At 42.1% G+C, this 22,216-nt stretch carries 17 protein-coding genes; 9 read left to right on the top strand and 8 right to left on the bottom strand.

The window, feature by feature from the left end:
* The first annotated feature begins 75 nt into the window (after nt 1-75).
* Both guaA and NI462_RS10620 read left to right on the top strand, forming a co-directional pair.
* The gene (gene guaA, locus NI462_RS10625; RefSeq protein WP_253160560.1) at nt 76-1,644 is read left to right on the top strand and encodes a glutamine-hydrolyzing GMP synthase; all 1,569 of its coding nucleotides are present in this window, start codon (nt 76-78) and stop codon (nt 1,642-1,644) included.
* Nucleotides 1,645-1,803: 159 nt separating this feature from the next.
* Nucleotides 1,804-2,736 carry a restriction endonuclease gene (locus tag NI462_RS10620; RefSeq protein WP_004280964.1) on the top strand — a complete coding sequence of 311 codons (933 nt, stop codon included), beginning with the start codon at nt 1,804-1,806 and terminating at the stop codon, nt 2,734-2,736.
* Nucleotides 2,737-2,744: 8 nt separating this feature from the next.
* Here NI462_RS10620 and NI462_RS10615 read toward each other — a convergent pair whose 3' ends face one another.
* Complete coding sequence (locus NI462_RS10615; protein WP_253160558.1) at nt 2,745-3,968, bottom strand: GGDEF domain-containing protein; 1,224 nt, start codon at nt 3,966-3,968, stop codon at nt 2,745-2,747.
* Nucleotides 3,969-4,158: 190 nt separating this feature from the next.
* A complete protein-coding gene (locus NI462_RS10610) occupies nt 4,159-5,481 on the bottom strand; it encodes a GGDEF domain-containing protein (protein WP_253160556.1) in 1,323 nt (440 codons plus the stop codon).
* A 496-nt stretch (nt 5,482-5,977) separates the two neighbouring features.
* Between NI462_RS10610 and NI462_RS10605 the strand changes: the two genes are divergently transcribed.
* Both NI462_RS10605 and NI462_RS10600 read left to right on the top strand, forming a co-directional pair.
* Nucleotides 5,978-6,925, top strand: a complete 948-nt coding sequence (locus NI462_RS10605; RefSeq protein WP_253160553.1) for a pirin family protein — start codon at nt 5,978-5,980, stop codon at nt 6,923-6,925.
* Between the two features lie 160 nt (nt 6,926-7,085).
* Nucleotides 7,086-7,736 (top strand): glutathione S-transferase family protein, encoded by a 651-nt coding sequence (locus tag NI462_RS10600; RefSeq protein ID WP_005265446.1) that lies wholly within the window; start codon nt 7,086-7,088, stop codon nt 7,734-7,736.
* 48 nt (nt 7,737-7,784) lie between these two features.
* Here NI462_RS10600 and phoR read toward each other — a convergent pair whose 3' ends face one another.
* From phoR to NI462_RS10585, 3 genes are all read right to left on the bottom strand, one after another.
* On the bottom strand, nt 7,785-9,143 hold the full coding sequence (gene phoR, locus NI462_RS10595; protein WP_004732640.1) for a phosphate regulon sensor histidine kinase PhoR: 1,359 nt from the start codon (nt 9,141-9,143) through the stop codon (nt 7,785-7,787).
* Nucleotides 9,144-9,168: 25 nt separating this feature from the next.
* Nucleotides 9,169-9,879: a phosphate regulon transcriptional regulator PhoB gene (phoB, locus tag NI462_RS10590; protein WP_004280972.1), complete on the bottom strand. Its 711-nt coding sequence runs from the start codon at nt 9,877-9,879 to the stop codon at nt 9,169-9,171.
* Nucleotides 9,880-10,128: 249 nt separating this feature from the next.
* Entirely contained in the window at nt 10,129-10,806 is a 678-nt protein-coding gene (locus tag NI462_RS10585) for a TetR/AcrR family transcriptional regulator (RefSeq protein WP_253160551.1), read from the bottom strand.
* A gap of 223 nt (nt 10,807-11,029) precedes the next feature.
* On the opposite strand from NI462_RS10585, the gene NI462_RS10580 reads away from it, so the two are divergent.
* Nucleotides 11,030-11,878, top strand: coding sequence for an SDR family NAD(P)-dependent oxidoreductase (locus NI462_RS10580; protein WP_005105117.1), 849 nt, complete (start codon nt 11,030-11,032; stop codon nt 11,876-11,878).
* A 118-nt stretch (nt 11,879-11,996) separates the two neighbouring features.
* Here NI462_RS10580 and NI462_RS10575 read toward each other — a convergent pair whose 3' ends face one another.
* Together NI462_RS10575 and NI462_RS10570 are read right to left on the bottom strand one after the other, a co-directional pair.
* Nucleotides 11,997-13,361, bottom strand: a complete 1,365-nt coding sequence (locus tag NI462_RS10575) for an MATE family efflux transporter (RefSeq protein WP_253160549.1) — start codon at nt 13,359-13,361, stop codon at nt 11,997-11,999.
* 127 nt (nt 13,362-13,488) lie between these two features.
* On the bottom strand, nt 13,489-14,643 hold the full coding sequence (locus tag NI462_RS10570) for a methionine aminotransferase (protein WP_253160547.1): 1,155 nt from the start codon (nt 14,641-14,643) through the stop codon (nt 13,489-13,491).
* A gap of 246 nt (nt 14,644-14,889) precedes the next feature.
* Here NI462_RS10570 and NI462_RS10565 point away from each other — a divergent pair, with 246 nt between their 5' ends.
* The 3 genes from NI462_RS10565 to NI462_RS10555 are packed head-to-tail and all read left to right on the top strand — an operon-like array spanning nt 14,890 to nt 20,396.
* On the top strand, nt 14,890-17,727 hold the full coding sequence (locus NI462_RS10565; protein WP_253160545.1) for a type VI secretion system Vgr family protein: 2,838 nt from the start codon (nt 14,890-14,892) through the stop codon (nt 17,725-17,727).
* Between the two features lie 17 nt (nt 17,728-17,744).
* Nucleotides 17,745-19,697 (top strand): LysM peptidoglycan-binding domain-containing protein, encoded by a 1,953-nt coding sequence (locus tag NI462_RS10560; protein WP_253160542.1) that lies wholly within the window; start codon nt 17,745-17,747, stop codon nt 19,695-19,697.
* Nucleotides 19,698-19,709: 12 nt separating this feature from the next.
* On the top strand, nt 19,710-20,396 hold the full coding sequence (locus tag NI462_RS10555; RefSeq protein WP_005108400.1) for a hypothetical protein: 687 nt from the start codon (nt 19,710-19,712) through the stop codon (nt 20,394-20,396).
* Between the two features lie 44 nt (nt 20,397-20,440).
* Here the strand turns inward: NI462_RS10555 and NI462_RS10550 are convergent, their stop codons facing one another.
* On the bottom strand, nt 20,441-21,361 hold the full coding sequence (locus NI462_RS10550) for a Dyp-type peroxidase (protein WP_253160540.1): 921 nt from the start codon (nt 21,359-21,361) through the stop codon (nt 20,441-20,443).
* A 161-nt stretch (nt 21,362-21,522) separates the two neighbouring features.
* Between NI462_RS10550 and NI462_RS10545 the strand changes: the two genes are divergently transcribed.
* Nucleotides 21,523-22,143 (top strand): LysE family transporter, encoded by a 621-nt coding sequence (locus tag NI462_RS10545; protein WP_004280977.1) that lies wholly within the window; start codon nt 21,523-21,525, stop codon nt 22,141-22,143.
* Nucleotides 22,144-22,216 lie beyond the last annotated feature (73 nt).

Genomic DNA, 22,216 nt, shown 5'->3' with positions numbered 1-22,216 from the left:
AATTGTGTGCTTAATGCGCTGAAAAATGTTAGAATACGGCGCTTATCTTTCGTTTGCTTTTCATAGTTGTTCGTCATGACTACCAATACTCAAATTACTGAAGATCGTATCCTGATTCTGGATTTCGGTTCTCAATATAGTCAGCTCATCGCACGTCGTGTTCGTGAAGCTGGTGTATATTCTGAAATGTATGCCTATGATATGTCTGAAGAAGACATTCGTGCATTTAATCCAAACGGTATCATCTTGTCTGGTGGACCTGAGAGCGTTCACCTTGAAGGCAGCCCGCGTGCGCCGCAAGTGGTATTCGAACTTGGTGTGCCGGTATTGGGTATTTGTTATGGTCTGCAAACCATGTGCGAACAACTTGGCGGTAAAGTTGAGCCAGGTACTGTGCATGAGTTTGGCTATGCAGAAGTAGATATTGTTGTACGTGACAAGCTGATCGGTAATTTACAGGACCGTGAAAACCAGCTGCATGTCTGGATGAGCCATGGCGATAAAGTTGCCCGTATTCCAGAAGGCTTCCAAATCACTGCACAGACGCCAAGCTGTCCAATTGCGATGGTTTCTGACGAAACTCGCCGTTTCTATGGTATTCAGTTCCATCCTGAAGTGACACATACGTCTAAAGGTGCAGAATTACTATCGAATTTCGTTCATCAAATTTGTGGCTGTCGCGGTCTGTGGACGCCAGAACACATTATTGATCTACGTGTAGAACAGCTTCGCCAACAGATTGGTGATGAAAAAGTATTACTAGGACTTTCTGGTGGTGTGGATTCATCTGTAGTGGCAGCGCTGTTGCATAAAGCGATCGGTGATCAGCTGACCTGTGTATTTGTAGACAATGGTCTGCTTCGTTTGAACGAAGGCGATCAAGTGATGCAAATGTTTGCTGACAACATGGGTATCCGCGTGATTCGTGCTGATGCTGAAGAGCGTTTCTTGACTGCGCTTGCAGATGAAGTTGATCCTGAAGCAAAACGTAAAATTATTGGCCGTGAATTTATTGCTGTCTTCGCTGAAGAAGCACGTAAATTAGATGGCGTAAAATTCCTTGCACAAGGTACGATTTATCCGGACGTAATTGAATCTGCTGCAAGCAAGCAGGGTAAGGCGCATGTGATTAAATCACACCATAATGTGGGCGGCTTACCAGCAGACCTAGCATTTGAACTGGTTGAACCATTACGTGACTTGTTTAAAGATGAAGTACGTAAATTGGGTACGACTTTAGGCTTGCCACACAGCATGATCTATCGTCATCCATTCCCAGGCCCAGGTCTAGGTGTGCGTATCTTGGGTGAAGTGAAAAAAGAATATGCAGACATTTTACGTCTTGCAGATGACATCTTCATGCAAGAACTGCGTGCCAGCGGCTGGTATGACAAGACTGCTCAAGCATTTGCAGTATTCCAGCCAGTAAAATCGGTGGGTGTAGTCGGTGATGGCCGTCGTTATGCATGGGTGATTGCACTGCGTGCGGTAGAAACCGTGGACTTTATGACGGCTCGTTTCGCGCATCTTCCTTATGATTTAGTCGATAAGATCTCGACCCGTATCATGAATGAAATTGCTGAAGTTTCTCGTGTTGTGTATGACGTATCGTCTAAACCACCAGCAACAATTGAATGGGAGTAATTTAGGGGTTTCGGACAGCACTGCTGTCCGCCTAAATTACGCCAAGCGCTATGCGCGTGGCAGTATCTGGTTTATCAGATATAACCTAATAAAAAAGAGCGCTTCGGCGCTCTTTTTTTGATTTATACTGAATAAAAATAAACCTTTAAAATCTAAAAAATGCCTTTACCTACTTATGATCAATTAATGCTGCCTTTAATGAAATTATTATCAGAATTAAATGAGCCAATAAAAATTTCGGATGCTGCGAATATCCTAGCTGAACGTTCCAATTTACACGAAGAGGATTTAAATAAAATTCTTCCGAGCGGGAAAAATATATTTAAAGATAGAGTGGCATGGGCAAAGACCTACTTAGTTAAGGCGGGCTTAGTTCAACAACCGAAGAGAGCATATTGTGAGATTAGTAGCTTGGGTAGACAGGTTGATTTAAAAAGTTTAGATGCTATAACAAATGAATATTTAGCACAGTTCAACGGATTTTCAGATTTTAAATTAGGAAAGAAAAATAAAGATGAGTTTGGGATCGGGAATCTACAAGTTATTGAAAGCCTAAATAGTTACCAAGAAACTCAGACTCCAGAAGAAACAATCCAGAACACAACGGAATTATTAAAATCTGATTTGAAAAGTGATTTGCTTCAGATGGTAAAAGATAAATCTCCTTCATTTTTTGAAAGACTGGTTGTCGATCTTCTGGTGGCAATGGGCTACGGCGGTTCACATCAAGATGCAGCTCAAGCGATTGGTAAAACCAACGATGGTGGAATTGATGGTGTAATTAGTGAAGATCGATTAGGGCTAGATAAAATTTACATCCAAGCGAAACGTTGGAAAGATACTGTTGGTCGTCCCGACATTCAACAGTTTAAAGGTGCTTTGGCCGATCAAGTTGCTAAGAAGGGTGTATTCATTACTACGTCAAGTTTCAGTAAAGAGGCCATTGAGTCGGCAAGAAAATCCGGTATTGTTTTAATTGATGGCGATAAGCTGACGTCTTTAATGATTGAATTTGGTTTAGGTGTACAAATAGAACGTAGTTTTCATATCTATAAAATCGACCAAGATCGTTTTGATGAAGATAATTTTTAACGGGTAATTTAAGCCGGTTTAACCTGCCAGTTTTGCAGCTCCCCAGCTAAACTTTGCTCCAGATCTGGATCATAAGCTTCAACCCGATTCCGTCCATTGGCTTTAGCCTGATATAAGGCAATATCGGCCTGTTTAATCAGGGTCATTAAATCTGTTTCACAGCTTTCCAGGATGGCAGCGCCAATGGAAATGCTAAAACTGAAACGATGTTGGCTGTCCAGATCAATCACAATATTTTCAATTTTATGCCTTAAACGCTCGGCAACTTTTAGCGCTTCATCCAGAGAGGTTTCAGGTAAAAACGCAATAAATTCCTCACCGCCATAGCGTGCCAAAATATCATGCTGCCGCATTTCGCTGTGTGTATTTAGAGCAATCGTCTGTAAGACCTGATCCCCGATATCATGACCATAACGATCATTAATCTGCTTAAAATGATCGACATCAAAGACCAGTAAACTCATAGGCACCGGTTGATCAAAATTCTGTTGTACCAGTTGTTGCGCGAGATATTCAAAACAGCGACGGTTATTCAGGCCAGTGAGTGAGTCGGTATGAGCCATATTTTCAAAGGCCTGCCGATTATATTCATTCAGGGTATGCTGCAAAAATACCATGCGTGATTTTAAGGTCGAGCTCCAGCTAATATAAAGACTGAAGGTCAATACCGGCAGATAAATCAGGGAAAATAAAAACATCTGGTACAGGTCAGATCGAGTATTGAAATATACGCCGATGTAAATCATTAGGGTAATCAGAGTCGAAGTAATCAAAGACGGCCAGAACCGGATCTGCACACATAAATTGGCCAACACAATAAAGACCAAGGAGGCATATTGATAAATGAGGGTATAAGCACTTTCAGACTGATTTAGATTAAAAAACCAGATGGCACTTGCGCCAATAATTGAGGTGGGCAAGAGTAAATCAAACACAGGTAAATTGCGGTAAGAGTGATACATCCAGATCGTGATCAGTACGATCAGAATGGTATAGCTAATTTTGGTCAAAATGAGCAAATTGAGAATATCATGCAGCACCAGAATATCGGCGAGGGTATAAGAGGCATATGCCAGCTGTGCGAATAAATTGACCTGTAATAGGTATTTTAAAGTGAGCTTCTTTTGATGGGCATAGTAGGCCGGTTTTAGAGGCGCAGGAATACGAACAAGCGGATCTTGAAGAGCCTCCTGAATCAGGGTACGTGATTCTTTTTCGTTATCATGCGGCATGCAGCCTTCCCAAATTAAAATATATAAAAATGAATAAGATGAAATTTATATATAGTTGTATAAAAAATATTCTATTCTTTTGTTGGATATATTAAAAGTGGAAGAATCAAATTTATTTTATAAAATAAAATCCCCGATTAACGCATTCTAAGGATGATCCTAGCTTATAGCACAGACTAATGATCCAGCTTTAATTCGCCGTTGACTGGGCTGGTTGAGTATCTGGCTTAAATACATTCCAGGGATTTTCTGTTGCTGGCTTGGGCTTATTCAGCATATCCGGATGATAGACTTCAATCCGGTTTCGGCCAGACTTCTTGGCCTGATACAAGGCGATATCGGCCTGTTTTATCAGATCTTCCAGAGTCTGGGTGTGGGATTCCAGTTCTGCTACACCGATCGAAATGGTGAACCGGATAGCATGATTGGGTTCGACATAAATGTACTGTTTTTGAATTGTGCCACGAATTCGTTCTGCAATCACCAGGCTGTCTAGTAGCTGAGTATCTTCCAGGAGGGCGATAAACTCTTCCCCGCCAAAACGTGCCAATACATCGCTATGCCGCATTTCTTTACGGGTCACTTCAGCAATCAGTTGTAGCACCCGATCACCGACATCATGCCCATAGTTATCATTAATATTTTTAAAATGATCGACATCAAACATCAGCAGGCAGCTACTGGCATGTTTAGGCCATTGATGAATAGAGCGTTCAGCCATATCGACAAAATGGCGACGGTTGTAGAGCTGGGTCAAATCATCGGTATGTGCCAGATTCTTTAAGGTTTGATAGTTCCATTCATCAAGTAGGGAGCGCAGAAAAGAACGCCGTATATTCAGAATATTATTCCAGTTAATATAAATGCTAAAAAACCAGAGTGGACTAAAGACCACACTAAAAATAAAGGCTTGAGAAGCACTCATGAACTGGGATATCCCAAGCATGATAAATAGGGCAATCAAGATGGAGCAATAGACTGCGACTTTAAACTGGGTCTGCACACAGAGATTGGCGATGAGAATAAAGATCGCAGAGGCATAAATATAGGTGGCAACATGGGGACTGGTTGAAAGCGCGAGTAAGCCAATCCAGGCCGCTGCAGCTACAGTGGTGCCTATCGGCAAGATTCTGTCCAGAATCTGAATATTTTTATGTTTTTTAAACAGGTAATAACAGCAAAACATCGCGCCCAGAACCAGAACGACGCGCATCAGACCAGAAATAAAAAACATGTCTGGAATAATCAGAATATCGGCAAAGAAATACAGTAAAAAGGCAATTTGTGCCAGATAGTTAATTTGACGCAAGTTATGATGACTATGCGTATAAACATAATCATGAAAATACTGCTGAAACGGGGCAGGAATACGGGCATGAGGATCTGTCAGCGCCTGTTCAATCAGCTGACGGTTCTGCAGATCACATTCAGATAATTTCAGTGATTTATCGGTCGTCGAATTTTGAAAAGATACATTCGCCGTTGAATATATATTCTCATTCTGAGCAGACATGTCCTGGTCCAGTATTATTTTTATAGGTGCCTATTATGCCGTGGTTGAGTAAAAAATAACCTCCCAAAAATTGGGTATCCGGGAAGTTTTTAATGCTAAAACGTAACAAAATTTGTGTTTTGTTAAATGGAAAGTGATTGAAATACATGAATAATCATCTTATTCATGGGGGCTTTGGATGTTGTTGATTCGTTTCACGTGAAACATAAATGACATTCCTGATCTTCAGTTTATTTAAACTCATAACGCCATGTACCTAAATCATGATTGACTTGCTAAAACTCAAGTTTGGGGCTTTGGATACAAATCTCATCAGCTTTTCAGGATTTAAATTGATGGAACTAATGAGGAGTTTTATACGTATCTAAATATTTCCAGGGATAGATTTTGCCCATAGACCCTGTACATTGTCCTGAACAGAGAGGCATCTTGAATCGGTCAAATGCATGTCTCAGCCACTCAAAAGTAGAATGAAAATGCCGAGGTAAGCTCAGCCATGTCGAATAATAGTGATATTGAACTGTCGAATTCCGATGATTGTGAAAAGTATGTGAATCAGTTTATTCAGGAGTTTCCTTTACGTCGCGCGGAAATCGGACAGGGCACCGTGATTAAACGTACCTTGCCAAGCAGACATAAGCGCATGATTGGTGCCTGGTGTTTTCTGGATCATGCGGGTCCGGCCATTTTCCCGCAAGGAGATGGTCTGGATATCGGACCACATCCGCACATTGGTCTGCAGACCTTTACATGGATGATCGAAGGCAGCATGATGCACAATGACAGTCTGGGAAATCAGCAGTTGATTCGTCCCAAGCAGGTCAATCTGATGACCTCGGGTTATGGCATTTCACATACCGAAGTCTCTCCTGAAAGTGAGACACATATGCATGCAGCACAGTTATGGATTGCCTTGCCGGATGACAAGATCAATATGGCACCAGGTTTTGAACATTATCCTGAATTGCCGGTCGTCAATGAGCAAGGCATTGAATTTACCGTGCTGGTCGGAGAATATTTAAAAACGAGATCACCGGTTAAAGTACATAGCGAACTACTCGGAGTAGACCTGTATGCAGCTCAAAGTACTAGTGCGCGCTTGCCTCTGAATCCGAAATTTGAATATGGCTTTATGGTGCTTGAGGGGACGGCCAGTATAAATGGGCATGAACTAAATGAAGATAATATGCTGATCCTGGAGCCCGGCTTACAGCAGGTCAATGCTGAAGTTCATGCCGGGAGCCGGGTGCTATTGATTGGTGGGGAGCCATTTGAAAGCCCGATTTTACTGTGGTGGAATTTGGTCGGGCGCACGACAGAGGAACTTAAAATTGCGCGGGAACAATGGATTGAAGGTCATGAACGTTTTGGTTCCATTCCTGCCTATGATGGACCACGTTTAGAAGCGCCCGCATTTCCAGACCAGATGCGGGCTTCCCGATAAATGCTAAAAATGATGGGAATATGGAACGCTGTCTGAGTTGAACTCAAATAATGAATCTGCAACATAGGATACATATCATTACAGTCATCAAAAAATGAGCTAGAGTCTGCTGCTTTTTGCTATGCTCAGTGGGCAAAAACAATAAAATCATGAGTCTAATATGCGTGTTTTACATCATCTCGAACAATCACGATCATTTCGTATCCTGTGGGCCATGGAAGAATTAGGACTGGATTACGAGGTTAAATACTATAAACGTCAGCCCAACCTTTCTGCGCCACCGGCCTTAAAACAGATCCATCCGTTGGGCAAAGCCCCGATTCTGGTCGATCAGGGTCAGGTACTGGCAGAATCTGCGGCGATCCTGGAATATTTGCAGGAAACTTATGATGAAAAGCAGCAGTTTCGCCCAGAAGATATTGCCGACAAGGCCCAGTACCGTTACTGGATGCATTATGCGGAAGGCTCGTTAATGCCGCTGCTGGTAATGCAACTGGTAATGACTACTGTACCTAAACATACCCCTTTGCTGATTCGACCAGTCGCCAAAAAAATCTGTGATGGGGTAAAGAAACAGTTTGTACAGAGCCGTTTAAAAGACCATATCCAGTTTTTGGAAAGCTATTTAAGCGAGCATGATTATTTTGCCGGGCATTTCAGTTTTGCCGATATTCAGATGAGTTTTCCTCTGGAGGCCATGCAGAGCCGGACAGGACAAAGTTATCCGGCCATTCAAGCTTATCTGAAACGGGTATCACAACGTGCTGCCTATGCGCGTGCACTGTCCAAAGAAAAACAGATCAGCTCTTAAATGCTTAAAAGAAAAGGTGCCGATGGCACCTTTTTTGATTTTGTGAGATTAGTCGGGGAAGCTGAGACGTTCTTTGGGGAAAACCACCTTAAAGGTAGAACCTTGGTTTTCCTTGGACTCAATTTCCAGATGTGCCTGATGTTGCATCAGTACATGTTTAACAATTGCCAATCCCAAACCGGTACCACCAGTCCGGCGGCTACGGTCTGAATCGATGCGGTAAAAACGCTCGGTCAGTCGTGGCAGATGTTTGGGATCAATACCGATGCCGTTATCTTGCACCACAAAATAGGCAGATTCGCCATCATCATGCCAGCCGATGGTGATGGTGCCGCCTTTAGGCGTATACTTGATGGCATTGGTAATCAGGTTGCTAAAAGCGCTAGCCAGTTCCATATCTGAACCGATCAGATCGCAATGACTGTCAATGTCCAGATTCAGGGTATGACCATAATCAATATTATAGGCCTGGGCATCATCGAATAGCTGGTTCATCAGACTCGGCATTTCAATGATCTGGTTTTTGGCAATATTCTTATCATTTTCCAGACGTGACAGCAGCAGCAGGTCGTTGACCAGTGCATTCATGCGTCGGGTTTGCGACTGCATTTGATCAAAAGCGCGTTTCCAGCGTGGATTGATATCTTCCTGATCGGTAAAGGTTTCAATATAGCCACTGAGTACGGTCAAAGGAGTGCGCAGTTCATGGGAAATATTGTCGACGAAATCCTTTCGCATCTGTTCCAGATTGTGCATCCGGGTCACATCATAAGCGACCAGTACCCGACTTTCTCCGCCAAAACGGGTCATTTTAACCTGCACATAATGGTCTTCAAACAGCGAAGAACGCATTTTCAGGCCGTCGGGAGATTCATCAATATGGTGATAGTATTCGATAAAGCTCGGTTGGCGTAACAAGGTCAGGATATTACGGCGACGGTCATCACTGGAGATTCCGAGCAGACGTTCAGCCGCCGGATTCCACCATTCAATCTGCTGGTTTTCATCAAGCAGCACCACAGCTTCTTGCAAGGCCACCAGCGAAGATTGTGCACGATCAATCAGTTCGACCATTTCCGCCTGAACAATCCGTTCCTGACGTTGGGCGCGATAAACATTGAAAAGTAGCGCACCCCAAATCCCGCCAATATTCGGTGGAACATCATAAGGGCGATTGGAAATCCATTCATTGACCAGATATAAGGAACGCATTTGGGTCGCAAAGAATGCCACGAAGGCAATTACGATACAAATCCAGAAATACCCAATCCCAAAACCGATAAAGCTGGCGATAATTAGGAAAAAAGCCAGTAGGCGTAAATCCTGCTTCGCAAAATCCCATAAACTGCTGTAACGGATTCTTTTGTGTTCGCGTGCCAGTTCGGGGACAGGGTAAGGTTCATACATAAAACAAGATTTACCTTAAAAGATATTAACCTAAAGCGACATCTGAACGGGTCGAGAAACGATACCCTGTTCCGCGAACAGTCTGTACAAAACGGTCTACACCATAAGGTTCCAGCACTTTACGCAAACGGCGGATATGCACATCGATAGTCCGGTCTTCAATATAGACGTTACCGCCCCAAACCTGATCTAGCAATTGCGCACGGGTATAGGCACGTTCAGGATGGGTCATAAAGAATGCCAGCAAACGGTATTCAGTCGGCCCCATTTCCAGAATGTTGTTACCAAAATTCACCCGCTGGCTGACCGGATCCAGAATCAGGCCATTGGCATCAATGGTTTTTTCACCGCTCAGGGCATTGGCACGACGCAGTACCGCCTTAATCCGAGAGACCAGTTCCCGGGTCGAAAACGGCTTGGTCATGTAGTCATCGGCACCAGCATCTAGACCTTGTACCTTATGGTCTTCTTCACCGCGCGCTGTGAGCATGATCACCGGAATTTCTGAGAGGCTTTCATCACGTTTCAGACGACGACACAGATCCACACCGCTGACACCACCCGGCATCATCCAGTCCAGCAAAATCAGTGCCGGACGCTGATCCACAATCATCTGATGCGCCTGCTTGGCATCTTCTGCCTGTAAGCACTGAAAACCGGCCATATCCAGAGAGGTATGGATCATTTCCCGAATCGGGAGCTCGTCATCGACGATTAATATGTAGTCATCTTTCACAACGCAATACCCTATTTCATGTAAACGGTGAACCGTTTTATATTTATGACAGGCTTATTACAAAGACTAATTATGACAGTATCATTGCAGAAAGGGAAAAACTGCTGATATTCGCAAAGATTTGTGACAAATATAATGCAGAAACTTATTAAAAAATCATAAATTAATTTTACTCATTTCCGTAGTACAGCATAAAGCTGCAACTGACTGGTAAATGTAGGAAAGCCGATTAAGCACAGGATTTAACAGCTATTTTTTCTCGGAAAATGACTCGAGCAGCGCCAAAAAAACCACACTACAAGACGATAAAACTTCCTCAAGTGAATGCTTAAAACCATTCATCACCCAACGAATGGCAATTTGGGTGACATAGCCATTTAAACCGGTCGACACCAGTGAAATTTCCTGCTCGCTGCGATTTAACTGCGGCATCATCAACATGACAAAGGCATGAATCATGCGGTCGAAACGTGACATGGTTTCATGAATAGTGGCCTGATTATGCAGCTCCTGTACCAGCATGGCATCGATATAAATGATCCGTGCCATGCGCGGATTGTCACGCAGGGTAGTGAGCAAAGCGGTCAGACCCGCCTCGATCATTTTTTTTGGATCGGTGGAGGCCTGCATCATGGCCTGCATGACATTCTGTTGCAGCTCATCAATCAGTTTTAAGAAAATGGTCTGAAACAGATGTTCGCTTTTCTTGAAAGATTCGTAAAAATAACGTTCGGTCAGCTTGGCTTCATTGCAGATATCTTTGACCGTAACTGAAAAAAAGCCGTGACGGCCATAGGCTTCAATCCCCGCTTCGATCAGCTTTTCACGACGTGCCTGCTGCCTTTCAGCCATCGACAGGCCTTTAAACTGACGTTCCTTGCTCTTGGAGGGGCGTGATTTTGCTGCTGAGTCGGTTGAATCAGTCATAAGGCCTATGTGCTCATATGCATGAAGATTTTGAATATCTTAGCAATAAATCACGCTTAGACCTATATGGAAATGCTGCCCTGAAATTTGGCCTCTAAGGACATGGGATAATTATTGACAATCTATATTGTCAAAACTATATTGAGGATCTGTGCTAGCTCCTGAAACAACAGAACAAGATCCTGCTGTCATGGAATGGCAGTTCTTTACATAAGGAAATTGAATGAAAAATTTTAACAATAAAGTTGCTGCAATTACCGGTGCCGGTTCAGGTATTGGCCAGCAACTGGCGGTATTATTGGCCAAGCAGGGTTGTCACTTGGCGCTGAGTGATATCAATGAACAAGGTCTGGCGCAAACCGTGGAATTACTCCAAGGGACTGATGTTCGTGTCACCATTCAAAAAGTGAACGTGGCTGAACTGGAACAAGTGCGTAACTGGGCGGCACAGGTTGAACAGGATCATGGCAGTGTCAATATGATCTTTAACAACGCTGGCGTTGCGCTGGGTTCAACCGTTGAAGGGGCATCTTATGAAGAACTGGAATGGATCGTCGGAATCAATTTCTGGGGCGTGGTGTATGGCACCAAAGAATTTCTGCCACTGATCAAGAAAACTGGCGATGGCCATATCATCAATATTTCCAGCCTGTTTGGTCTGACTGCTCAACCGACCCAGTCTGCTTATAATGCGACCAAGTTTGCGGTACGTGGTTTTACTGAATCCTTGCGTCAGGAACTGGATCTAGAAAATTGTGGAGTGAGTGCACTGTGTGTACATCCGGGCGGCATCCGTACCAATATTGCCAATGCGGCAAAAATGAATAACAGCCTGCTGACTTTAGGTATGAATCCGGAAAAATCAGCCCGTAATTTTAATAAATTATTGCGTTGTCCACCTGCAGAAGCCGCTCGTCAAATTCTGGAGGCGGTACAAAAAGACAAACGCCGTCTGCTCATCGGCAACGATGCCAAAGCAATTGACCTGATTCAGCGAATCTTGCCGACTGGTTATCAGCATGTCACTGCACTGGCGACCCAGTTTGGCAAAAAGAAGAAAAAGTCTGCTTAAGAAATTGTAAAACAGACCCGCGAAAGCGGGTTTTCTTTTATGACGATAATTATAGTCTGACTCTGTGGCAGGTCAGTATCTGAGGTATTGTAAGGCTTTTGAGTTATAAAATTTTTATCTATATCAAGGTCTCAATGGTCTTTTTCTTCCAGACAAACTGATAATACAGTCCCTGCAAAATACACAGGCTGACAAAGGCCAACGCGTACGCATACCAGATGCCTTCCAGGCCCCACCACCGGCTAAACAGATAAGCGGCAGGAACTTCAATACAGAGAATGGCAAAAATATTGATCAGCATCGGCACAGTCACTGTACCGCTTGAGCGCATGATTGAAGCAAAAATGGCACTGGCGCCAAAAAACAGAATTGACCACAGCACAATAAACAGCAGTTGTTGTCCCAGTACTACAACCTTAGGATCGGTAATAAACAGCGCCATCAGATATTTGGAGAACAGGTAGGCCAGAATCACCAGACCGCCGGTAAACAGGATATTCATACTCAGCGCAGTCCGGGTAACTTTACTGAGCAGATCCGATTTACCTGCGCCAATGGCTTGAGCGCCAAATACAGACGCGGCAATCGCAATCGACAAAGCGGGAAATTGAATATAATTTAAGACCTGATTGACCGCGCCATAAGCGGCTGTTGCTTCTGCGCCATAACGATTGACCAGTCCGACAATCACCAGGCCGGCAACTGAAGTCGTGACCATTTGCACACCAGTAGGAACCCCCAGTTTCAAGATCATTCTGCTCAACTGTGGTTGATGACGAATATTTTTTAATAAGGCCCAGTCCAGTTTGAGCGGATGTTGCCTATAATTCAAATACAGGATTAAAAACAACAGGACCGCCAGATTTCCCAGAATGGTGGCAATCGCCGGCGAGATAATGCCCATTTTAGGAAAGCCAAAATAACCGGCAATCAGGACCGGTGTCACCACCAACCCGACCCCAATGGTAAGTGCGGAAGCAAACAGGGGGGTGGTACTATCCCCAACACCGCGCAAGATGGAAGTATAAATAATATAGATAAAGATTAAGGGGCTACCCGCCAGCATCCATTGCACATAGGGCAAGGATAAATGCATCACATCCGGATCTGTGCCAAGTGCCAAGAGAATATTCTCAGCAAAAATTACCCCAAAAAGTGCAATCAAGCTGCCGCCAATCAAGGTCATAAATAAAGTTGAACCGACCACACAGCGCACTTTTTCTATATTTTTCCCGCCCCAAGCCTGGCCAATCAATACGGTAGAGCCGGCCGATAAACCAATCACAAAGGCCATCAGACAAAACAGGATCGGGAAAAAAACGGCAACAGCAGCAATCGCATTCACTCCGAGCATTTGTCCCACAAAAACCGTATTGATCGTGCCGGAGAGACTTTGCAGGATATTGGTCGCAATTAATGGCAACAGAAAAACCAGAAAGGCTTTCCATAAATTCTGTTGATGAATCAGTGAGTGCTGTGCCATGCGACATCCTGTGATTGAATTATCATCTATTTATTGATGCAGCTATTATTCGGCAGAATATAAAAAAAAGCCTTAGCTTTTAAGTAACTAAGGCATTTATTTTATGAAATTTTTAGTTAAAATTCAGTTAAACCTTTGAAAGGATTTGACCTGCCTGTATCAGAGTTTGTTCTTTTTTTGCAAAGCAGAACCTGAGCAGACGTAAATCGGCAGGAGGATGCTGGTAGAACGCGGAGACTGGAATCGAGACAATCCCATGTTGTTCTGCCAGAAAATGGCACATGGAAAAATCATCGAGCTCAGGCCGAATCTCTGAATAATCTAAGTTCTGAAAATAAGTCCCTTGAGAAGGTGTCCATTTAAAGCGTGATGTTTTAATGGATGAGTTAAATAAATCCCGTTTATTTTGATAAAAAGAGGACAGTTCAGGTATATGCTCAGGATGCAGTTGCATATATTCCGCCAAGGCAACCTGAACGGGTGTCACACCGCAGAAACTGGCAAACTGATAAATCTGTCTGAACATTTTCATCAGTGCCGGTGCAGCAATACAATATCCGGTTTTCCAGCCCGTGACATGGAAGGTTTTACCAAAAGAGCCAATCACGAAGCTACGCTCGCGAAGTTCTGGAAATGACCACGCCGAATAGTGCTGAACGCCGTCAAAAACCAGATGTTCATAGACTTCATCAGACAGTACCACAATATTGCGCTCGCGAATCAGCTCGATCAGTTGCTGCCAGTCTGCCTTGGACCAGACACTCCCACTCGGATTATGCGGAGTATTCACGACAATCATGCGGGTTCGGTCATTAATGGCATCTTTGACCTGATTCCAGTCCACAGAAAAATCAGGATGCTGCAAAGCAATATGCACTGGCTTTGCGCCAACCAGTTGTACTGCAGGTCCATAACTGTCGTAGCTTGGATCAAAAATAATCACTTCTTCCCCGGCACGCACCGTGGCTTGAATGGCACAAAAAATCGCAATCGTCGCCCCAGGGGTAATCGTGATTTCCTCGACAGGATCAATCATCAGTTGATCACGCTGCTGATAGAGATCTGCCACCAGACTTCGCAAGACTGGCAGACCATCTCCCGGAGCGTATTGGTTAAATCCATTCTGGCTGGCCCGGTTTAAAGCCTCAATCAAGGCGGGAGGCGCTGCAAAGTCCGGAAATCCTTGAGAAAGATTTAAGGCTCCGAGTTTTTGTGCCAAGGCCGACATGGTACTAAAAATGGTCACGCCTAAATCAGGTAATTTAGAAGGGAGTTCCAGCATGTCCTTGGCCTTGAAGAATGAGATCTGAATAAGTGTAGCAGCAAGTTCCGTATAGGATAATCAGAAAAATAGGGAATATTGGGCAATATTTTTAATTAAGATGTACCACATCCAATTTAAGATTTTTAATTGAAGGGTCATAAATTAAAGGCCTAATTATGTGAAATGCATCGTGAACTGGACGAAATGGATAACTTTTCCTAAAATCTGCCGCACAATAATAAAGCTTAAAATTATAACTATAAAATGCCAAAACCTATCCATATGCTGGTGGAGCAGCTCGGGCTTAAGCGACAGCATCGTGCGCTACATTTACAGTTTTCACATCCTCCTTTAAATCATCAGGTTTTGATTCAGCGTATTGAGGGTCAGCATCAGATCAATCAAGGCCTGCAGGCTGAACTGATCTGTCTTTCCACTCATGCTCATATTGCCTTGAAACAGTTTATCGGCTGTCGGGTGGCCATTGATCAGGTCACAGACCGGGGTGAACTTTTCCGGACTACGGGCATTATTACTGCAGCCAGTCAAGGGCAGAATGATGGAGCTTTGACCCTGTATAAATTGACGCTAAATGATCCGACTGCACTCTGGCAGAAGCGCCGTAACAGTCGGGTTTTTATGAATAAGACGGTGCGCGAGATCAGTGAAATCCTGTTCAGTGAATGGCAAAACAGAAGTGCATTATTCGCGGCCAGTCTCAGCCTGGATTTGACAGGACTCAGCCGGGACTATGATGTCCGGCCTTTTGTGATGCAATCTAATGAATCGGATTATGATTTTCTGACCCGTTTATGGCGTAGCGAAGGAATTAACTGGTTGATCGATGAAAAGCAATTAACTGTGCCTGTATCAGCCAGCGAGATTCAAGCTCAGTTTTTAAAACTGGTAGATCATTCCCAATATTTTTCAGCTTTAAAACGCCGCTCCATCCGGTTTCATTGCAGTCATGCCACCGAACAGCTCGACACGCTGAACAGTCTGATTGCGGTATGTCAGCTCAATCCGAATAGTACCCGGACCCAGCGCTGGCATGCCCAGCAACTTGCCCAGGATCAAAGCCAGCCTTTATTCAGTAATCATCAGCAAAGTGATATTCATGCAAATGCCACTCTTCAGCTTGAAGATGCGTGGAACATCAGTCCGGCCTGGACCGGCGACTTAAATCATGAGGATCAGGTGACAGTATCTGGTATAGCCCAACTGGATCGACTCAATCAGCAGCTCAGTGACTATCATGCTTTGCAGTCTAAATATTTTAAAGCCAGTAGCAGCGTACGAGATGCTCAGGTTGGATACTGGTTTGAACTGCAACAGCATTCTGAAATTGATCAGCATCCTGCCCATCAACGTGAATTTCTGATTTTAGCTAAGCGGTTTTATAACCAGAACAATTTACCCAAAGATATCTTATCTCAGCTGGACAGTTTGCTTGAGAAGAGCGGCTGGCAGATGACACAGGAGGAACGACAGGCCAATGAACTACAGATGGTGCGCCGTGAAATCCAGGTTGTTCCTGAGTACCACCCCTTCATTCATCGGCCTGCTGCATATCCGCAACGGGCTCGAGTGGTCGGACCTGAAGGTGAAACGATTCATGTCGATGCATGGGGGCGGGTGAAAGTTCGTTTTCTGTTTACCCGGAGTGAGGATCATCAGCATGATGGCGGCGCAGGTAGCAATGACAATGATAGCGATTCTGCTTGGGTGGATGTTTTGACCCCTTGGGCGGGTGAGGGTTATGGCATCAGGTTGCATCCGCGAATTGGCGAAATTGTAGTGATTGACTTCTTTGAAGGTGATATCGACCGGCCCTTTGTGGTGGGACGGATTCATGAAGCAGAACGGCATCCGACCATGTTTGATGCAAAAGGAGAACTTCCTGCGACCAAAAAACTCAGTGGCATCCGTTCTCAGGAGGTCGATGGGGATGGCTTTAACCAGTTGCGTTTCGATGATACCCCTGAACAGATTAGTGCGCAGCTGCAAAGTAGTCATGCAGCCAGTCAGCTCAATCTGGGAAATCTAAGCCATCCTAAAGAAAGTGAAAGCAGCGAAGGTCGAGGAGAAGGTTTTGAACTAAGGACAGACCAGTGGGGTGCCATACGTGCAGGAAAAGGCTTATTAATCTCCACTTATCGGCAAGATTCAGCAGCAGGCAATCACCTGGATGCGAGTCGTGCCAAAGAGCAGATTGAATCGAATCTCGATCATAGTAAAGCCTTGAGTGATATTGCTGAACAACAGCAGACTGATCCGCTGCAATTTTTTGATAGTTTAAAACAGTTTCTGAGTCAGATTGAAGCTGAAGATCAAGCCAAGGCCATCGCATTTAAACAGGCCGTGATGTTATTAACTGCCCCCCAAACGATTGCACTGAGCACAAATGAAAATATTCATTTATCCGCTGATCAGCAAATCAATCAGAGTGCCGGGAATAATATTCATTTATCCACACAGAAATCTTTAGTTGCTCATGCACAGGACAAGATCAGTTTATTTGCTGCTCAAGAGGGTGCGAGTCTCTATGCTGCTCAAGGAAAAATTGAACTACAAGCCCAAGATGATGCGATTGAAGCGATTGCCCGCAAGGTAATCAAGCTTATTTCGACTGAAGACAAGATCGAAATCACCAGTCCGAAAGAGATTGTACTGACCGCTGGAGGGTCTCAAATTAAGATCAATGGTGGTGGAGTGGTGGTCACAACTGGTGGGAAATTTGAGTGTAAGGCAGGGCAGCATAGTTTTATAGGAGGGGCTAAAATTTTCTATGAAATTCCTGAGTTACCTAAAGCTGGCCCCTACGCTGTAGATTTTTTATTCAGTAGTTTAGGTGGTAAAGGCATTGAAGGTGCACAGGTAACTATGTTCACACCCAAAAATAAGGAAATCTTGTGGGAAAGTAAAACTGATTTGAAGGGTAAGACTCAATTATCTATTTTTGAAGAATCATTAGCTTATGAAGCATTAGTTGGATTTAATCAATGGTCAAGTATCTTTGAAGATTTGGAAACTAAAGTAACTGATATAGAAGATGAATTTGATGTGGGAGAGCATGGAATTCAGTTAGAAGACATTAAATAATTATAAAGGTACTCTCTGTGAATTATTATATTGTAAAAAAAGGAGATACATTATGGGGTATCTCAAGAAAATTTAATATTACTGTAAAAAAAATAGCTGAACTTAATGAGTTAAATAGTTCTGCTATTCATAAAATAAAAATAGGTCAAAAAATATATATTAGTAAAACAGATAAGATTAATGCTGAAGTAGTTTTAAGAATTATATTATTAGATTTGTCCTTTAAGTTAATCCCAAAAGGTATTGTAAAATTAGAATATGATGGTAAGTCAAATGACATAGTTTTCAAAGATGGTGTGATCTATGATTTAGAAATTTTAGATCATTCAAAGGGACTAAAAGTTTATTATAAAAATATTAAAGGTACCTTTGATTTAATAGCTAATTATAAAAGTTTACCTATAGGGAAAAAAGTTTTAAGGTTGACTTCAAGGCAAATGAAGGTTTCAGGTACTCACTATCCTAAATCAGGTATAGTCCAGCAGAAAGTTGATGAAATTAAAAAATCATTAAAAAATTTAGCAGAGCCAATTATAAGGGGAGGAGATGAACAAAATACTAGTCAATCATCTATAATTTTACCCGAACCAAGAAACGATCAAAAAAGGACTGATTTGGGTAATAGTACTCATATAATTGCAAGTCAATTTACAGAAGAGAACTTTATTCTAAATACAGTAAATAATAAATATAGAAAATTTGTTATAGATGCTTCAAGGCGTCATGGGTTTACACCTCATAGCCTCGCAGCTTTAATCCATGCTGAGGCTGCAAAAAAAAGTAATGGTGAATGGGATCCGGAAAGTTTTAATGCAAGTACAAATGCTGCTGGATTAACACAATTTTTAAAAGGTACGTGGCTTGAAATTTGTAAAAATCAAGATACTTTAATAGGGCAATATGCTTCAAAAATTAAGAAACTTACTGAGAAGCAACTTCTCAGTCTGAGATTCAATCCTGAATTCTCTATTGATGCAGCAGCAGCTTATGCAGTTGTTAACTTTAAATGGTCAAAATTACCTTATCAAAAATTAACAGAACCAAGTTCAATCGCGAAACTTGCTTATCTATTACATCATGAAGGAGCAGGCGGTACTAGGTCATTCATACAGAATAGTTTTTCTCAAGAAAGAGCGAAAAATTTATTATTTGCACAATTTGGAAGTAAAGGTAAACAAAGAGCTTCAGATTATTTGAAAAGATATAATGATGATGCAAAAGCTGCCTATGGAGCATGGTTAAGAGCTTATATTGATGCACATATTAATATTTATGATTATGTACTGGATAAATCAAAAACTTCCGGGGCGAATTTATCTTTAGAGGAAACAATAAAAATTTTATTAGGACAAGCTTCTTCACCAACACCAACACCAACACCAACACCAACACCAACACCAACACCAATCTCAAGTAAAGAAGTACAAGAAAATAAAACTGTAGGAGGAAGTGAAATATGGGTAGATCCTTTATCAGTAAATAAGTTAAGAACTGCTGGTCTTGCAAATATCAAAAGTGCCACCTTTGGGAAGGTTAGAAATGGAGGTACAAGAAATCATCAAGGTATAGATCTAGCTGCTGACTCAGGTACAAATATTTTTGCAGTATGTAGTGGCATTATTGCTGTCGCAAAGGATAGTGGAGGGCCATATGGTAAAATTGTTGTATTAGAAGTAAATATTGATGATCTGCCTATACAACAAAAAAAATATGCATTAAAAAAAATTATAAATAGCAATTTTATTTATTTTTTTTATGCTCATTTATCTATTATAAATGTTGAAAAGGGAGATGCTGTGGATGTTACGACAGTTTTAGGTAAAACAGGGTCTAGTGGAAATGCGAGTGGAATGACTACTATATCAAAGGGTGGACATTTGCATTTTGAGACGAGAAGTTCGCCATTGTTGGGTAAAGGTTTACAAGGAAGATTTGATCCTATTCCTTTTTTTCTAACAAAATTAATTTAGGCTTTTTGAAATATGAAAATAATTAAATTTCTGGTAATAATTGGTAGTTTTTTTTCATTATCATGTCATTCTAAAAATATAGATTGGAACGATTATCAGCAGAGTGCTATACAGATTAATGAACCAGTTTTATTTTTAGATCATTTTGGTGAATTCTCTCAATTAAATAATAACTTAAAGTTAGGTTTAATTGATTATGGAAATAAAAATAAAAAATATTCTGGTGGGAATTACGTCCTTAAAATTTATGGTATTGAGGTCTTAAATAATCAAAAAGAATATTATTTATTTAAAAGTACAGTACCTTTGAAGTCTAGTGTTGATTTAAAAATACTCTATCAAGATGAAAAAATAGTGGCTTTTCGAACACGAGAATTCAGCGAAATAGATTATGTAAAAAGACCTTATAAAAAATTTAGCTCTAATTTATTTATATATAACAAATTATCAAATTTAGTTGTTGAGGCTCCAGTAGTAGACTCTTCATCTGCTAATTTAGAGAGTGATTATGTAAATATATTAGCGGGTGATAATTTTTCTTATATTCTAAAAGAAAAAAAATATTTATATGAAGCAGATGTTAGAGAGTCTAGTGGTAAATTAGAGAAGTATAAATTAATATTAAATTCTGAATTGAAATGTTTGTCATCTACATTAGGGTGTGAAAGTATAAACTCTCAAAAATCACTTAAAAAATAGTTTATTTGATTGCTACATTATTAATGTAGCAATCCTTTTTTCTTTTACCCTTCCAAAACCTCTTCCAGCAGCTCCTCACTCGGCGAAAAGTAATAGGCACCATCCAGAGGTGTTACGAAATGCAGCAGACGGTCATGAATCCCATCGCCAGAGGTACCGAACATACGTTCTAACATAGCATCAATAATCGTAAGGTCTTTGGTGTAGGCAATAAAGAATAGACCTTGGTCACCACGTCCGTCACCATAAGGCAGAGAGTGACGCAGGATTTCCATTTCTTCGCCTTCTTCATCTTCGACTACAGTACGTGCTACGTGCGCATTTTCAGGTTTAACTTCATCATCTAGCTCAATAGATTCAAGCTTAGTACGGCCCATAACCTGTTCCTGAGTATCGACTTTTAGCTTTTTCCATTTTTCCAGGCTATGCGCATAACGCTGGGCAAAAATAAACGAACCATCTTGGAAAATACCTGAATCTTCACCTAATAACGCGACTTCTGCACGATCATCCGGGAATTGCGGATTTTCAGTCCCATCAATAAAGCCGGTAATGTCACGACCATCAAAATATCGGAAGCATACCCGCTCATCCAGCACCTGAACCTGGTTCTGAATACCTTCAAAAAAAGCCTGACTGAGCGCAAAACAGATATCAGCACGGGCACTGGCAATATGAATCAGTACATCTGCTGGAACAACCGGCATATCAAACGAACCATGAATGGGTTCAAGCTGTTTAAATCCTGCCGGACTTTGCGAATATAGGGTTGACCAGAGTTCAGGACCAAAAGCTACGCCTGTTTTAATTTGTGCTTGAGGGTGTTGCGTGATCAGCCGATCACGAGAAGTAAACAAATGTTCGAGTTGTTCTTTTAATTTTTCAATACTCAAATCTTTAAGACGTAACACAATAAAGCGAGCATGATCTGAAGGAAGTGGCAAGATTACCGATTGGGCTGTCATTCATGGCTCCTATAAGGATAGATCCTGTTTTTTAATGTACATATTGTGCCTGAAGCTAGACAGAGTGAATAGTGCAGTGCCTTATATTTAAGCAAGTTTTTAGCCTGATTTTATTGGAAAATTCATATAATATTGGGCAAGTTTTGCTGAGTTAAATATTCATGTCCTATCAAATGTGGTTTGCCTATATGTTGGCCTGCTGGGTGATTAGTGTCTCTCCGGGTGCTGGTGCAATTGCATCGATGTCGAGCGGATTGAATTATGGTTTTCGGCATGGTTACTGGAATGCGCTGGGTCTGCAACTGGCTTTACTGGTACAGATTGCAGTGGTTGCAGCAGGCGTGGGAGTTTTGTTTGCGACAACCCCATGGGCATTTTTAGTGGTGAAATGGTTTGGTGTCGGCTATTTATTGTATTTGGCTATTTTGCAATGGAAAGCACCTGTACAATCTATCGAAATTAAACATGAATTGGCGCGAAAATCGAGAGGGAAACTGGTACTGCATGGTTTCTTGGTTAATATCACTAATCCTAAAGCCATCGTATTTTTACTGGCCGTCTTGCCGCAATTTCTGGATTTGTCTAAGCCACAATGGATTCAGTATTTGATTATGGCTGCGACAATGGTGACGATTGATCTGATTGTGATGGCGGGTTATACCGGATTGGCTGCTAAAGTTTTAAGGCTGCTTAGATCGCCGAAACAACAAAAAGTCATGAACCGGACTTTTGCCGGGTTATTTGCCGGCGCTGCATTTTTATTGAGTTTGGTGCATCAATAAAGAGTGTTTGCTCTCTCCTTAAAGGAGAGAGGCGGAATAGATCATTAGAAAATCATCATGATTTAACAGAAAG

This window comes from Acinetobacter lwoffii (genome assembly GCF_024129715.1).
Taxonomy (GTDB): domain Bacteria; phylum Pseudomonadota; class Gammaproteobacteria; order Pseudomonadales; family Moraxellaceae; genus Acinetobacter; species Acinetobacter lwoffii_U.
This window is presented reverse-complemented; position numbering and strand designations above follow the sequence as displayed.

Bases quoted from the DNA above. Each gene is read 5' to 3' on its own strand.
- NI462_RS10620 (WP_004280964.1), top strand. From the start codon at position 1,804: ATGCCTTTACCTACTTATGATCAATTAATGCTGCCTTTAATGAAATTA.
- NI462_RS10545 (WP_004280977.1), top strand. From the start codon at position 21,523: ATGTCCTATCAAATGTGGTTTGCCTATATGTTGGCCTGCTGGGTGATT.
- NI462_RS10580 (WP_005105117.1), top strand. From the start codon at position 11,030: ATGAAAAATTTTAACAATAAAGTTGCTGCAATTACCGGTGCCGGTTCA.
- NI462_RS10550 (WP_253160540.1), bottom strand. From the start codon at position 21,361: ATGACAGCCCAATCGGTAATCTTGCCACTTCCTTCAGATCATGCTCGC.
- NI462_RS10615 (WP_253160558.1), bottom strand. From the start codon at position 3,968: ATGCCGCATGATAACGAAAAAGAATCACGTACCCTGATTCAGGAGGCT.
- NI462_RS10565 (WP_253160545.1), top strand. From the start codon at position 14,890: ATGCCAAAACCTATCCATATGCTGGTGGAGCAGCTCGGGCTTAAGCGA.
- guaA (WP_253160560.1), top strand. From the start codon at position 76: ATGACTACCAATACTCAAATTACTGAAGATCGTATCCTGATTCTGGAT.
- NI462_RS10610 (WP_253160556.1), bottom strand. From the start codon at position 5,481: ATGTCTGCTCAGAATGAGAATATATATTCAACGGCGAATGTATCTTTT.
- NI462_RS10600 (WP_005265446.1), top strand. From the start codon at position 7,086: ATGCGTGTTTTACATCATCTCGAACAATCACGATCATTTCGTATCCTG.
- NI462_RS10570 (WP_253160547.1), bottom strand. From the start codon at position 14,643: ATGCTGGAACTCCCTTCTAAATTACCTGATTTAGGCGTGACCATTTTT.
- NI462_RS10575 (WP_253160549.1), bottom strand. From the start codon at position 13,361: ATGGCACAGCACTCACTGATTCATCAACAGAATTTATGGAAAGCCTTT.
- NI462_RS10585 (WP_253160551.1), bottom strand. From the start codon at position 10,806: ATGACTGATTCAACCGACTCAGCAGCAAAATCACGCCCCTCCAAGAGC.
- phoR (WP_004732640.1), bottom strand. From the start codon at position 9,143: ATGTATGAACCTTACCCTGTCCCCGAACTGGCACGCGAACACAAAAGA.
- NI462_RS10605 (WP_253160553.1), top strand. From the start codon at position 5,978: ATGTCGAATAATAGTGATATTGAACTGTCGAATTCCGATGATTGTGAA.
- NI462_RS10555 (WP_005108400.1), top strand. From the start codon at position 19,710: ATGAAAATAATTAAATTTCTGGTAATAATTGGTAGTTTTTTTTCATTA.